This is a genomic window from Caulobacter sp. GW821-FHT09B11, assembly GCF_059418205.1.
This window is the reverse complement of record NZ_JBWKPK010000019.1, coordinates 1-13,849: the sequence shown is the minus strand read 5'-3', so window position 1 is coordinate 13,849 and position 13,849 is coordinate 1. Positions and strand designations below refer to the sequence as shown.

General features: G+C 69.6%; 11 protein-coding genes. 4 read left to right on the top strand and 7 right to left on the bottom strand.

Annotated features, from left to right (window positions below):
- Positions 1 to 10: 10 nt before the first annotated feature.
- The 7 genes from AC07N1_RS15100 to lptF form a co-directional block, all read right to left on the bottom strand.
- Entirely contained in the window at positions 11 to 415 is a 405-nt protein-coding gene (locus AC07N1_RS15100) for a response regulator transcription factor (RefSeq protein WP_494672557.1), read from the bottom strand.
- A gap of 48 nt (positions 416 to 463) precedes the next feature.
- Positions 464 to 1,297 carry a 16S rRNA (adenine(1518)-N(6)/adenine(1519)-N(6))-dimethyltransferase RsmA gene (rsmA, locus tag AC07N1_RS15095; protein WP_494672556.1) on the bottom strand — a complete coding sequence of 278 codons (834 nt, stop codon included), beginning with the start codon at positions 1,295 to 1,297 and terminating at the stop codon, positions 464 to 466.
- A 32-nt stretch (positions 1,298 to 1,329) separates the two neighbouring features.
- Entirely contained in the window at positions 1,330 to 2,334 is a 1,005-nt protein-coding gene (gene pdxA / locus AC07N1_RS15090; protein WP_494672555.1) for a 4-hydroxythreonine-4-phosphate dehydrogenase PdxA, read from the bottom strand.
- A complete protein-coding gene (locus AC07N1_RS15085) occupies positions 2,331 to 3,671 on the bottom strand; it encodes a peptidylprolyl isomerase (protein WP_494672554.1) in 1,341 nt (446 codons plus the stop codon). Before AC07N1_RS15085 ends, pdxA begins: the two co-directional genes overlap by 4 nt.
- A 157-nt stretch (positions 3,672 to 3,828) precedes the next feature.
- Complete coding sequence (locus AC07N1_RS15080; RefSeq protein ID WP_494672553.1) at positions 3,829 to 6,240, bottom strand: LPS-assembly protein LptD; 2,412 nt, start codon at positions 6,238 to 6,240, stop codon at positions 3,829 to 3,831.
- Between the two features lie 28 nt (positions 6,241 to 6,268).
- On the bottom strand, positions 6,269 to 7,375 hold the full coding sequence (gene lptG, locus AC07N1_RS15075; RefSeq protein ID WP_494672552.1) for an LPS export ABC transporter permease LptG: 1,107 nt from the start codon (positions 7,373 to 7,375) through the stop codon (positions 6,269 to 6,271).
- Positions 7,372 to 8,514 (bottom strand): LPS export ABC transporter permease LptF, encoded by a 1,143-nt coding sequence (gene lptF, locus AC07N1_RS15070; protein WP_494672551.1) that lies wholly within the window; start codon positions 8,512 to 8,514, stop codon positions 7,372 to 7,374. Before lptF ends, lptG begins: the two co-directional genes overlap by 4 nt.
- Positions 8,515 to 8,763: 249 nt before the next feature.
- Between lptF and AC07N1_RS15065 the strand changes: the two genes are divergently transcribed.
- From AC07N1_RS15065 to AC07N1_RS15050, 4 genes are all read left to right on the top strand, one after another.
- Positions 8,764 to 10,245: a leucyl aminopeptidase gene (locus AC07N1_RS15065; RefSeq protein ID WP_494672550.1), complete on the top strand. Its 1,482-nt coding sequence runs from the start codon at positions 8,764 to 8,766 to the stop codon at positions 10,243 to 10,245.
- An 8-nt stretch (positions 10,246 to 10,253) separates the two neighbouring features.
- Entirely contained in the window at positions 10,254 to 10,712 is a 459-nt protein-coding gene (locus tag AC07N1_RS15060) for a DNA polymerase III subunit chi (RefSeq protein ID WP_110117847.1), read from the top strand.
- Positions 10,709 to 11,059, top strand: a complete 351-nt coding sequence (locus AC07N1_RS15055) for a peptidase inhibitor I78 (protein ID WP_494672549.1) — start codon at positions 10,709 to 10,711, stop codon at positions 11,057 to 11,059. Before AC07N1_RS15060 ends, AC07N1_RS15055 begins: the two co-directional genes overlap by 4 nt.
- A 343-nt stretch (positions 11,060 to 11,402) precedes the next feature.
- Entirely contained in the window at positions 11,403 to 13,103 is a 1,701-nt protein-coding gene (locus AC07N1_RS15050; protein ID WP_494672548.1) for a cellulase family glycosylhydrolase, read from the top strand.
- Positions 13,104 to 13,849: the final 746 nt, after the last annotated feature.

Sequence of the window (13,849 nt, the reverse complement as noted above, 5' to 3'; positions counted from 1 at the left end):
CGTACGCGCGTCATAGCCAGACGCGAGACTGGTTCTTGGTCGCCGCGCGCACCCTTTGCAACAGGTCGTCGCTGGAAAACGGCTTGAGCACGTAGCCCACGGCGCCGGCCTCCATGGCGGCCTTGACGTTCGCCCCGGCGGCCGAGGCGGTGATCATGATCGCCGGCACGGCCTTGAGCCGCTTTTCCACCCGCAGGCGGCGCAGCAGGGTCAGGCCGTTGATCTCCGGCAGGCCGACGTCGAGCAGGAACAGGTGCGGCGGGCGGCGCACGGCCGCGGCCAGGGCGTCCTCGGCGTTGTGCGCCACCTCGACGGCGAAGCCCTCGGTCTCCAGCCGGAACCGGACGAATTCCGTCACCAGCTCGTCGTCATCGACGACCAGGACCAGGTGTTGCTGCTCGGGCGAGGCCTGCATGGAACGATTGATTCCCCCGCTCGCGCCGCTTGGCAAGCGTCCTAGGGCTCAGCTGCTCGCGATCAGGGCCCGGGCGAGGTCCTGGAAGCCGTCGACGGGGATGGTCTCGGCCCGCGCGTCGGGATCGACGCCGGCCGCTTCGCACAGGGCGCCGCCGCCCAGCGTCTTGAGGCTCGAGCGCAGCATCTTGCGGCGCTGGCCGAAGGCCGCGGCGGTCACACGCTCCAGGGCCGAGACCATCGCCTTGTCCGGCGCGGGCGCCAGCGGGACCAGCCGCGCCACCGCCGAAGCGACCTTGGGAGGGGGCGTGAAGGCGCGGGCCGGCAGGTCCATGACCACCTTGGCCGTGCACACCGTTTGCGAGATCACCGCCAGCCGCCCGTAGGCGTCGTCGCCGTCCTGGGCGGCGATGCGGTCGGCGACCTCCTTCTGGAACATCAGGGTCATCGACAGCGGCCGGAAAGGCCCGGTCAGCCAGTCGATCAGCAGCTGGGTGCCGACATTGTAAGGGAGGTTGGAGACCATGTGCGCCGGACCGCCGGCCAGGGCCGCCATGTCGGCCCGCAGGGCGTCGCCCTCGACCAGGGTCAGGCGGCCCTCGGCGGCCTCGGACAGCTCGCCCAGCAACGGCAGGAAGCGGCTGTCCTTCTCGACCGCGATCACCCGCGCGCCGGTCTCCAGCAGGGCCCGCGTCAGGCCGCCGGGGCCGGGGCCCACCTCGATCACCGTGTCGCCTTCGCCCACCTCGGCCAGGCGCGCGATCTTGCGGGTGATGTTGAGGTCGAGCAGGAAGTGCTGGCCGAAGCTCTTGCGGGCCAGCAGGCCGTGGCGCTCCAGCGCTTCACGCAGCGGCGGCAGGTCGGCGAGGGAAGGGGACGTCATGGTCCCCGTCTAGATCGAAACGCCGCGAAAGCCTAGGCGGCGCTGCGCCGAGCGGCGATCTGCGCGGCCAGGCGGATGGCGGCGATCAGGCTGTCGGGGCGGGCGATCCCCCGGCCGGCGATGTCGAAGCCGGTGCCGTGGTCGGGCGAGGTGCGCACGATCGGCAGGCCCAGGGTCACGTTCACCCCGCCCCAGAAGTCGAGCATCTTCACCGGGATCAGGGCCTGGTCGTGGTACATGCACAGCACCCCGTCATAGGTCGCCCGGGCGTCGGGATGGAACAGGCTGTCGGCCGGCGAGGGGCCGCGGGCGTCGACGCCGCGGGCGCGCAGGGCCTCCACCGCCGGGATGATCATGTCGATCTCCTCGCGGCCCAGGGCCCCGCCTTCGCCGGCGTGCGGATTGAGGGCGGCCACGGCCAGGCGCGGCGCGGCGACGCCGAAGTCGGCCTTCAGGGCCTGGGCCGTGACCAGGCCCGCCTCGACGATGCGCGCGACGCTCAAGGACGCCGGCACCGAGCCGATCGACTGGTGGATCGTCACCAGGGTGGCGCGCAGGTCGCCGGCGGTCAGCATCATCACCGGGCCCCGCGCGCCGTCATAGGGCGCGGGCGCGGTCAGTTCGGCGAGGAACTCGGTATGGCCGGGAAACTTGAAGCCGGCCTCGTACAGCGGGGCCTTGGCGATCGGGGCCGTCACCAGGCCCGCCACCGCGCCCGACAGGGCCAGGCCCGCGCCGGTCTCGATGCAGCGGATGATCTGGGCGGCGTGGGCGCTCGAGGGCTGGCCTGCGATCACCGGCGACTGCAGAGGCAGGTCCAGCACCGGCAGCGCCTCGGCGAAGACCCTGGCGGCCTCGACCGGGCCGGTCACGGGGCGAACCTTCACCCCGCCGCCGGCCGCGGCCAGACTCTGAAGATCGCCTACGGCCATGAACACGGGTCCGGTTTCCCGGAGGGCCGCCCAGGCCTTGGCGATGATCTCGGGCCCGACGCCGGCGGGATCGCCGACGCTCAGGGCCAGGGTGTCTGTTTTCACCGGGTCTCGATGGTGGCGGAGTTGCGCAGGTCTCGCAGGTAACGTTTGGAGATCAGCGCAAGCTGCTGACCCCGAAGACGATTTTCGATCTGGTCATGCGACGGGGCCGCGGCGCCCGACTGGCGCTTGCCGCACACCGCGATCAGGTGCAGGCCGGCGTCGGTGCGGATCGGATCCGAGATCTGGCCGACGTTGAGGGCGTTGGCGGCCTCCTGGAAGGCCGGGGCCAGGTCGCCGATCTCGGCCTCGCCGAGGTCGCCGGCCACGACGCCGTCCACCTTGCCGGCCTCGGCTTCGAGGGTCTGGCAGCTGGTCAGCTTGGGCTTCAGGCCGGCCAGCAGGGCGGTGGCCGACTGCACGTCGGCTTCCGGGGCGTCCTTGGGCAGAGCCACGGCCACCTGCTTCAGGTCGACCAGGGTCGCCTTGGCGCCCGAGCGCTTGTCGCGCAGGTAGACGATGTAGACGCCGTCCTTGACCGAGATCGGGGCCGACAGCTGGCCGGGGCGCAGCTGTTCGAGGGCCGCGTCGACCTCGGCAGGCATTTCACCGGGGCTGACCCAGCCGGCGTCGCCGCCGTTGGCCGCGGTCGCCGCCGCCGAGAACTGGCGGGCCACGGCCGGGAAGGGCGCGCCCTGCTGGATCTGGGTCACCAGCTGGCGGGCGCCGTTCAGCGCCACGTCCGGACCGCCGACACGGGTGGCGTCGATGAACACTTCGCTGACCTGGTACTGCGGCTTGCTGGCCGAGTCGGCCAGGCGGCGCTGGAAGGCCTTGATCTGGTCTTCGCCGATCCGCAGGCGCGAGCCGTAGCGGCCGCTGATCCAGTTCTGCCAGCTCGATTCGGCGCGGATCTGCGCGCGCCAGGTGTCGGCGCTGACGCCCTGGGCGGACAGCTGGTCGAGCAGCTGCTGGGCGGTCATCTTGTTGCCCTGGGCGATGCCCCCGATCTCCTCGTCGACTTCCTTGTCGGTCGAGATGATCGTGATCTTCTGTTCCTTCTCGACCCGGCGCAGCTCCTGCATCTGCACGTGCTCGTCGATCAGCGAACGCAGGGCCTCCTGCTCCAGCTGGGGCAGGTTCTCCTGGGTCGGCTGCATGCCCGAGGTGATCATCAGCAGGCGCATGCGCTGCATCAGGTCGTAGGACGAGATGATGTCGTCGTTGACCACCGCCGCGACGCTTTCCGACAGCGGGTTGGCCCGAGCCTGGGGCGCGGCCGCCGGGGCGTCGATGGTCGGCGCGACCTGACGCGCGTGGGCCGGCAGGGCCGCCACGGTCAGGGCGAGAATGGACGCGGCGCTGGCCGCAAAAGTCGTCACGCTACGCGCAGACCGCATGGGTAGTGTCGTTCCTCTGGAGCCCGACCCTGACGGATCGGCCTCGATTTCAAACCGCTGTGACGCGACGACCTTCCAGATGCCTGTCGGTGGTCGCGCCTCGATACGCCACAAAGGCGCGTGCGGACCCCGCACGCCCCCCGGCGCGATGGATTTCTTAGTCGCTGTACCCTGTATCACCCAATGTGGCGAGGGTTAGGCGCAGCACGATCGACTCGTCGGGCTGAAGCTTCAGCCCGGTCGCGGTCGAGCTATAGCGGTCCTCGTGTTGGTAGATGATGTCGATGCGGATGCAATCGTCCGTGTAGGCCACGCCCAGGTCGCGGCGACGCCAGGTTTCGGCCACCAGGTCCAGCTGGCCGAAGGCCGTCAGGGCCCACTTGTCGGTCAGCTTCAGCTGGCCGCGGGTCTCGAAGTTCTCCTGCCGCTCGCCGTTGGAGTCGACGGTGTCCTTGAGATAGCGGAACGAGCCCTGCAGGCGCGCCGTCGAGGCGTCCATGCCGGTTTCGATGCGGTTGATCTCGGTGGTGTCCGAATCCAGGCGGGTGCGGACATAGGCGTTGATGCCCGGCACGGGCGTGACCGTGGCGGCCACGATCCAGTCGGACGACTTGTCCTGCAGGCCCGTGCGGCTGGGCAGCAGCGGGTCGTACTCGGTGCGGAAGCTGCGGCCGATCAGGATGCTGCCGCCGCGGCCGTCGGCCGTGTTGAAGGTGGCGCGGCCGCCCACGTTCATCCGGGTGCCGCCCTCGTAGAGGTCGAAGCCCGGCGACTTGTTGGTGCGGAACAGGTTGGTCTCGTCGAACTCGAAGGCCGAGCTGTCCTCGTTGTAGAGGTAGGTCGTGGTGCCGTCGCGGGCGACGACGACCGGCACGCGCGAGCTGTCCGAACCGGTGGCGATCTGGACCAGCGGCTCCAGGATGACGCTGCCGCCCTTCTTCAGGCCCTTGTACAGCGGCAGGCTCAGATCGACGCCGGCCACGCCCAGGGTGCGCGAATAGTTGACCTCGGCGTCGTCGCCGGCCGCCAGGGCGGCGGTCGTCAGGTAGACGCCCTTGATGTTGTAGGCGTCGGCGCGGGCCTGGGCGAAGGGCTGGATGCGCAGGCCGGGGCCGACCACGGCGCTGGCGCGCCAGTCGGCCTGGAAGCTGCCGCGGGCGCTGTCGATGCCGTTCTGGCCGCGATAGGCCGTCTGCATGGCCGAGGAGTAGGGCGACTCGCCGAACTGCGATTCGGAGCGGTTCAGCACCACGCCCGAGCCCTGCAGGCGCAGGCGGCCGAACAGCACCGGCGATTCCGGCTCCCAGCGCCCTTCGACCAGCGGGCCGATCAGCGGGAAGGCGCCGCTGTTCTCGAACTTGTTGCCCAGGCCCGTGGTGGAATCGGTGCCCACGACCCGCAGGCCCTGCACCGAGACGGCCGAGACCGAGAACCACGACCGCGTGTCCTGCCGCGAGGCGTAGATCTGCGAGGTCAGGCGGTGATCCTCGCTCGTGAACAGGCCGCGCTGCTCGTAGACGTCGTTGATGTCGTACTTGTCGAACAGCAGGGCGTCGGAGGCGCGCTCGGCGCTGAAGCCCCACTTCCACTTGTCGTCGATGTCGAACGCGCCCTTGGCCAGGATGTAGCTGCGGGTGGTCGCGTCGCCGAAGCGGTGGCCGCGGTTGTCGAACTCCTTCTCGTACGTCGCCCCCATGCGCGCCTCGAGCATGCCCGAGTAGAAGCGCTTGCGGTAATTGACGTTCAGGAATGGGTTAATTTTCGTGTTGATTTGAGGGCTTATCACGACATCCGAAGACGGCGAGAGGACCTGCAGATAGGGCTGCTGGTAGGACAGGCCGCGCTTCTTCGACAGCCCGACCTTGGGCGTCAGGAAGCCCGAGCTCTGCTTGGCCTGCGGGTCCGGGTGCCAGAACAGCGGCAGGTAGACCAGCGGCGCGCCCCACAGGCGGATGCGCGCTCCGTGGTAGTAGACGATCTTCTTGCTCTTATCCTGCACGACCTTGTCGGCCTCGATCGACCAGGTCGGGGTCGGCTTCTCGGCGCAGACGTCGCAGGGGGTGTAGATCGCCTGGTTGAGCTCGGTGACCTGCTCGTTGCGGCGGATGGCGGTGGCGGCCGCGATCTTCACGTTCTTGTCCAGGCGCGTGGAGAAGTTGCGCGCGAAGCCGGCGCGCATGTCCTTGTCCAGCGTCAGGTCGTCGGCGAACTGGGCCGTGCCGTCGGCGTTGATCAGCGCCACCTTGCCGTGGGCGGTCACCACGCCGGTCTTGGTGTCGTAGATCACTTCCTGGGCGCGCAGGGTGCGGCCCTGGTAGCGCACCTCCACCGAGCCCTGGGCGGTCATGGTCTGGGCCACGTCGTCGCGGATCAGCAGGTCCGATTCGAGGTAGTAGCCATTGTCGCCGAGGCCGTCGTCGGCCGCGGCCGGCACGGCCGGAACCTCGGGCACGGTCGCGAGGGAGGGCTGGGCCGCGTGGGCGCCGCCGGCGGCGAACGCCAGCCACGCCACGCCGGCCATCAGCAGCTTGCGAACCGCCGCGCCGGGCGCTGGGCTTAGATCGATCATCAGGGGCCTCGATGCCGGCGTCACAGACTCAACCATCCTCGGTATAGCAAAGCAGGGTCAGCCCCGCCAAAAGCGCCGCGGCCGGAGGAGTCCAGGCGGCCAGGATAGGCCCCAGGAGATCGGCCTTGCCCAGCGCGCCGCACAGTTCGTTGAAGAAGAAGAACCCAAAGCCGAGGGCGACGCCAGAGCCGGCCAGGGCCGCAAGGCCGCCAAGGCGCATCAGGCGCAGCGAAAAGGCCGCCGCCAGCACCGACATCGCCGCGAACAGCAGCGGCGTGGCCAGGATCTGCTGCAGGCGCAGCTTGAACGGCGTGGCCGAGAAGCCGGCCGCCTCGGTGCGGGCGATGGTCTCGGGCAGGCGCCAGAAGGCCACGGCCTGCGGGTTCTTGAAACGGTCGGTGGCCGTGCGCTCGTCGAGGTCCGACGGCACGGTGACGCTGTCGGTGCGCACGGCGCCGGCGCCCGGCGTGGCCTCGCTGACCCCGGTCAGGCGCCAGAAGCCCGGCTCCAGCCGCGCTTCGGCCGCCTCGTAGCGGCGCGAGAAGATCAGCGTGCCGTCCGGCTGCACGTCGTAGACGAAGAACGACACCCCGCGCAGGCGCACCGTGCCTTCGGTGTTGTCGCGGATGCGGGCGCGGATGACGATCTGGCGCTTGTCGTCGCCCTGCCGCAGCCAGGCGCCCTTGGGGGCGTTCTTCAGGTACCCGGCCAGCAGGGCGTCGCGCTCGGTCTCGAACCGCGCGCTCATCGCCGCGGTCAGCGGGTTGAGCAGGGTGACGGTGACCACGCCCATGGCGAACGCCGCGAAGGCCGCCGGCAGGATGAACCGCCAGGCCGAGACGCCCGCCGCGCGCATGGCGATCAGCTCGCTGCGGCGGTTCAGGCCCACGAACGCGCCCAGGGTGCCGAACAGGAAGATGAACGGCGTCAGGGTCAGCAGGGTGGCCGGCGCCTGCAGGATGGTCAGGTACAGCAGCTGGCCGAAGCCCGCGTCCTCCGACCGTGTGCCGACGTTGCGGGTGATGTCGACGAAGGCGATCAGCATCACCAGCGCGCCCAGCACCGCCAGGGCCGCGCCCAGCGAGGCCAGCGTCTTGCGCAGGACGTAGCGCTCGATCATCCCGGGACCGATCACGAGGCGGCTCCCAGCGGCTGGAGGTCGTCGCGGTGCGTGCCGATCGGCACGTAGCGCATCACCTTCTGGCGGAAGATCTGGGCCAGGCCCCACCAGGTGGCGGCGATCGGCACGGCGTATTGAAGCAGGTTCAGCCACACCTGGTCGTCGCAGGCCGCCTGCACGCCGAAGCCGACGATGCGCACCACGGCGGCGGCCGCGCCGACGGCGGCGATCCGCTTGGCGTAGCCCATGCGGCTGAACGAGCCGCCGATCACGGCGGCCAGGGCCATGGCCATCATGGCGATGTTGTAGAGCGGGCTGGACAGGCGCGAATGGCCCTCGGCGATCAGCTTCACCCGATTGTGCTGCTCCCACTCCTGGGTCAGGTCGGGGAAGAACAGCTCGTGCGGATAGCGGTCGGCGATCTTGTAGTGCAGCAGCTCGTCGCTCTGGAACAGGCTCGACAGGTCGAACACATATTCCTCGAACGACAGGTAGTTCAGCACGCCGCTGCTCGAGAACTCCTGGTTGGAGCCCTTGCGCATGATCAGCACCGGCAGGTCGTTGCGCTTGGCGATCACGCCTTCGCGGGCCGTGTAGGTGACCGAGCCGCCGTTGGGCTTTTCCTGGTGGATGAAGAGGTTGTTGATCAGGTTGTCGCGGTCGATCGACTGGGCGTAGACCGTCAGGCCCGGTCCGGGCTCGGTGAACTCGCCGGGCCTCACCAGGGTCGAGGCCAGGTCGGTCTTCATGTCGAAGGCCGTTTCGCGGATCAGCCGCGCCGACCAGGGCTGCGCCCAGAGGCCCAGCGCCAGCGACACCAGGGCCGCGCCCACGGCCAGCCGCATGGCCGGCGAGATCACCCGCCAGCGGCTCATGCCGCCGGCGAAGCAGACGACGATCTCCTGTTCGGTATGCAGACGGTTCAGGGCCACCAGGGCGGCGACGAACACGGCCACCGGCATGATGATGTTGAGCAGCTGCGGCAGGGCCAGCAGGATCATCTTGGCGAAGATCAACGCGGTCTGGCGCTGCTCCACGAGAATGTCGAATTCCGACAGGCTTCGCGCGAGCAGGGCCAGCGCCGCCAGGGCCGCGGTGGCCAGGAGGGTCGGCCCGACCAGCTGTCGGAAAAGATAGCGTTCGATCAGGCGCATGCGGGGGGTGGTTTCGGGGGCTTCACGGATTCGCGCGGCGAACCCCGGCGTGGGCGTGTTCTACACGTCTGGCTCGGCTTGGCACAACCGAAGACATCATGTGGGACGGCGTGACGGGGCTGTGAACGGGGACGGTCTTTTCGCAAGGGGCGGCATGGACTATGCCGGGCGTTCACGTCCTGTCGCGTCGGATCGCGGCCTTCTTGAGGCCGCGCCGCGATGGGGCTTTCCGCTTCCCAGGAGCGCTTCATGCGTATCGAGTTCGTCCCCGCCGACAGCCAGGCCGGCGCCAACGCCGCTCTCGCGGTTCTCGCCTACGAGGCCGCCGCCCTTTCGCCCGAGGCCAAGGCCGTCAACGACGCCGCCGGCGGCGCGATCGCCCGAGCCGCGGCCGGCGGCCGCTTCATCGGCGCCAAGGGCCAGGTGCTGGACATCGTCGCCCCGGCCGGCCTCGACGCCGCCCGTGTGGTGGTGATCGGCGTCGACGGTTCGGGCGTGGTCGAGCCGGAAACGGTCGAGATCGCCGCCGCTCATGCCTATGGCGCGGTCAAGACCTCGGGCGTCACCGAACTGCTGCTCAAGCTCGGCGGCGACGCCGAGACCGCCGCCCGCGTCGCCTTCGGCGTCAAGCTGGCCGCCTACCGCTTCGACAAGTACCGCACCACCGAGAAGGCCGAGAAGAAGCCGTCGGTCGCCACGGTGAAGGTCGCCGCCGCCGACCCCGCCAAGGCCCAGAAGGCCTTCGCCGCGCTCGAGCCCCTGGCCGACGCCATCCTGTTCAGCCGCGACCTCGTCTCCGAGCCGGCCAACATCCTGCATCCGGAAGAGTTCGCCGCCCGCGTGAAGGGCCTCGAAAGCCTGGGCCTGGAAGTCGAGATCCTCGGCGAGGCTGAAATGGCCAAGCTCGGCATGGGCTCGCTGCTGGGCGTCGGCCAAGGCAGCGTCCGCGAGAGCCAGCTGGTCATCGCCCGCTGGAACGGCGCGGCCGACAAGTCGGCCCAGCCCATCGCCTTCGTCGGCAAGGGCGTCTGCTTCGACACCGGCGGCATCTCGATCAAGCCCGCCGACGGCATGGAAGACATGAAGTGGGACATGGGCGGCGCGGCCGCCGTGGCCGGCGTCATGCACGCCCTGGCCGGCCGCAAGGCCAAGGTCAACGCCATCGGCGTGCTCGGCCTCGTCGAGAACATGCCCGACGGTAACGCCCAGCGCCCCGGCGACGTCGTCACCTCGATGTCGGGTCAGACCATCGAGGTCATCAACACCGACGCCGAAGGCCGCCTCGTGCTGGCCGACGCCCTCTGGTACACGCAAGAGCGCTTCAAGCCGAAGTTCATGATCGATCTGGCCACCCTGACCGGCGCGATCATCATCTCGCTGGGCAACGACTATGCGGGCCTGTTCAGCAACAACGACGGCCTGTCGGAGAAGCTGCTGGCCGCCGGCGAGTCCGAGCGCGAGCCGCTGTGGCGCCTGCCGCTGCCCAAGGCCTACGAGAAGCAGATCGAAAGCCCGATCGCCGACATGAAGAACATCGGCGGCCGCCCGGCCGGCTCGATCACGGCGGGCCTGTTCCTGCAGCGCTTCGTCAATGGCGTGCCGTGGGCTCACCTCGACATCGCCTCGACCGCCTGGCGCAAGGGTTCGACCGATCCGACCGTGCCCGACGGCGCGGCCGGCTTCGGCGTGCGCCTGCTCAACCGCCTCGTCGCCGACGCCTACGAAGGCTGACGTCACGCATGTCCGCCGCGCCCTGCGAGATCTGGTTCTACCATCTGGAGCGGAGCAGCGCCGAACAGGTGCTGCCCGAGCTGCTGGAAAAGACCCTGGGGCGCGGCTGGAAGGCTCTGGTCCGGGGCGGGGACCCGGCGCGCCTCAACGCGCTGGACGCCCACCTCTGGACCTTTCGCGACGACAGCTTCCTGCCGCACGGCATGGCCGAGGAGCCCCTGGCCGAGCGCCAGCCGGTGCTGCTCAGCGCCGGTCTCGACAACCCGAACGGCGGGGACGCGTTGTTCCTGCTCGACGGCGCCGAGCCGGGGGACCTTGCCGCGTTCACGCGCTGCATCCTGCTGTTCGACGGTCGCGACGAAGAGGCCCTGCGGCTGGCGCGGGGCCGTTGGAAGGCGTTCAAGGCGGCCGGCCACCCGGTGTCCTACTGGCAGCAGGCCGAGCGCGGATGGGAGAAGAAGGCATGACGCGGTTGGTGAAGCGGTTTGGCGTGATGTTCGGCGCGGCCATGGTCCTGGCGGCCTGCTCGACCGGCGCGCCCGAGCCGGCCCCGCCGCCGCCGCCCGAGACCCCCGTCGCCCCGCCGGCCATCGCCCTGCCCAAGCCTCCTGAGCCCGAAAAGGACCAGTGCGGCCTGAAGGACGCCCAGGCCTTCGTCGGCAAGAACCGCACCGAACTGCCGGCCCCGGTCGATCCCTCCCGCTGGCGCGTGGCCTGCACCACCTGCCCGGTGACCATGGACTACCGCGCCGACCGCCTGAACATCCTGTTCAATCCGGACACGGGCGTGGTCCAGCAGGTGAAGTGCGGCTAGCCGCCCGTTCGGAAGCCTGCCCAAAGCCCGTCATCCCGGAAAGCGCGCAGCGCTTATCCGGGACCCAGGGGACTGGACGCTGCGCCAGGGTTCGCGCCGGCAGCCGTAGCCGCCTCACTGCGCGCCGCCCCTGGGTCCCGGCTCTTCGCTTCGCTAGGGCCGGGATGACGATGAATTTCAGCGCCTGAACACCGCGCCTATCTCTACGAGCATTTCCCCCTAACCATTTGTCCTCATGGACAAATGCGCCGTCCATCTGGACAAATTCCAAGTCCCCGGGCCAACTCCGCCCGCGACGTCGCGGCGACCTCTCAACCAGCCGCGCGCGCTGGGGAGTTCGTCCATGAAGTTCGCCGCCGTCCTGGCCGCCGCCGCGTCTCTGCTCGCCGTCTCGATAGCCGTCGCAGCCGAAGCGCCGCCTCCCGGCCCGCAGTGGCTGAAGGCCCAGGGCGATCGCATCGTCGACGAGGCGGGCCAGCCGGTGATCCTGCGCGGCATGGGCCTGGGCGGCTGGATGCTGCAGGAGGGCTACATGCTGCGGCTCTCCAAGCTCGGGCAGGAGCACGTCATCCGCGCCCGCATCGCCGCCCTGGTCGGCCCGCAGCGCGAGGCGGCGATCCACACCGCCTGGCTCGACAACCACACCACCAAGGCCGACATCGACTACATGGCCGCCGCCGGCTTCAACTCGGTGCGCCTGCCGATGCACTACGGCCTGCTGACCCCGCCGGCCGACCAGGAGCCCGTCCCCGGCGCAGACACCTGGAAGGAAGACGGCTTCCGCCGCATCGACGACCTCCTGGCCTGGACCAAGGCCAACGGCATGCACCTGATCCTGGATCTGCACGCCGCGCCGGGCGGGCAGGGCAATGATCTGGCCATCTCCGACCGCGATCCGGCCAGACCCTCGCTGTGGGACAGCCCGGAGAACCAGCGCAAGACCATCGCCCTCTGGAAGAAGCTCGCCGAACGCTACAAGGACGAGCCGGCCATCGCCGCCTACGACGTGCTCAACGAGCCGAACTGGGACTTCGACGGGAAGGCTTCGGGCAACGGCTGCGCCGACGAGAAGCAGGCGCTGCTCTGGGATTTCCAGCGCCGCATCACGGCGGCGATCCGCGAGGTCGACCAGCGCCATCTCGTCATCATCGAGGGCAACTGCTGGGGCAACAACTACAAGGGATTGGGAAAGCCCTGGGACGGCAATCTGGCCCTGTCGTTCCACAAGTACTGGAACCGCAACGACCAGGCCTCGGTCGAGCCGATCCTGAAGCTGCGCGCCGAAACGGGCCTGCCGGTGTGGCTGGGCGAATCCGGCGAGAACTCCAACGTCTGGTTCGCCGACGCCATCCGCCTGGTCGAGGGTCACGGGATCGGCTGGGCTTTCTGGCCGCTGAAGAAGATCGGCTTCAACCAGCCGCTGGAGGTCGCCGTCGGCCCCGACTTCGACGCGGTCGTCGCCACCCTGACCGGCGAGGCCAGGACCCCGGTCCCGGCCGACCAGGCCTACGCCGTGCTGATGAAGCTGGCCTCCCGCGACGTGCGCTTCGAGAACAACCTGCGCCACCCCGACGTGCTCGACGCCATGCTGCGCCAGCCGCACGACGACAGCGTCCGCCCGTTCAAGCCCCACCGCGTCACCGCCAAGGGCGGATCAATCGCCGCCGTCGACTACGACCTCGGCGTCATCGGCAAGGCCTACTGGGACGCCGACGCCGCCAACTACCACGTCTCCACCGGCGCCGACCGCACCCTCTGGAACAACGGCCGCACTTACCGCAACGACGGCGTCGACATCGCCCCCGACGGCAAGAGCGTCACCGACTTCACCGCCGGCGAATGGCTGCGCTACACGGTGACCGCCGACCGGGCAGGGGCCTATGCGGTGACGATCGCTGGGCAGGGGCCGATGACGGTATCGGCCAACGGCGATGCGGCTGTCCGCTCCAACGGGACGGTGCGACTGCTCGCCGGGACCAACACCCTGGTGCTGCGCTCGGAGGGCGCGGCGTCGGCGACGTCGCTAACCCTGACCGCACGCTAAAGATCCTCCCCCTCTGGGGGAGGTGGCACGAAGGGCCGGAGGGGGGCCGTTTTCAGCTTCCGCAGCGGCGGCCGTCCATTCCCCCTCCAACCCGCCACCAGCACCAAAACCCCGCCTCCCTCGCCCCCGTGGCGAGGGTCCATGTCGGCGGCCGCTCGAACCTCGACCGTCTTGCCCAGGTCTGAGCGGCTGAACGATGGATCCTGGGAACAAGGCCCAGGAAGGCGGTGCTGGGTCGGGCGAGGGCGGACGCCACAAGATCCTCCCCCTTTGGGGGAGGTGGCCCAAAGGGCCGGAGGGGGGGCGTTCTCAGCTTCCGCGAAGTCGGCCGTCTCCGCATCCAGCAACAAAACCCCGCCTCCCTCGCCCCTGTGGCGAGGGCCCATGCCGGCGACCGCTCAAACCTCGACCGTACTGCCAAGGTCTGAGCAGCTGAACGATGGATCCTGGGCACAAGGCCCAGGAAGGCGATGTTGGGTCGAGCAAGGACGCACACCCCAAGATCCTCCCCCTCAGTCGCTCCGCGACAGCTCCCCCAGAGGGGGAGCATCTTGCTCTGCGCACATCACTCACACGGCGAACTCGGAAAAGAGTCCCGCAAACTCAACGCCCTGAACTTTCTCGACCCCCATCGATCCCCGGGGACTCAAACCGCCCCCATAATCATCCCCATCCCAGCCATGGGGAGGGCTCTTGGTACCGGCCCGAGTTAGCGGCTGCGGATCGCATCGAGCGGGGCCGCTTGG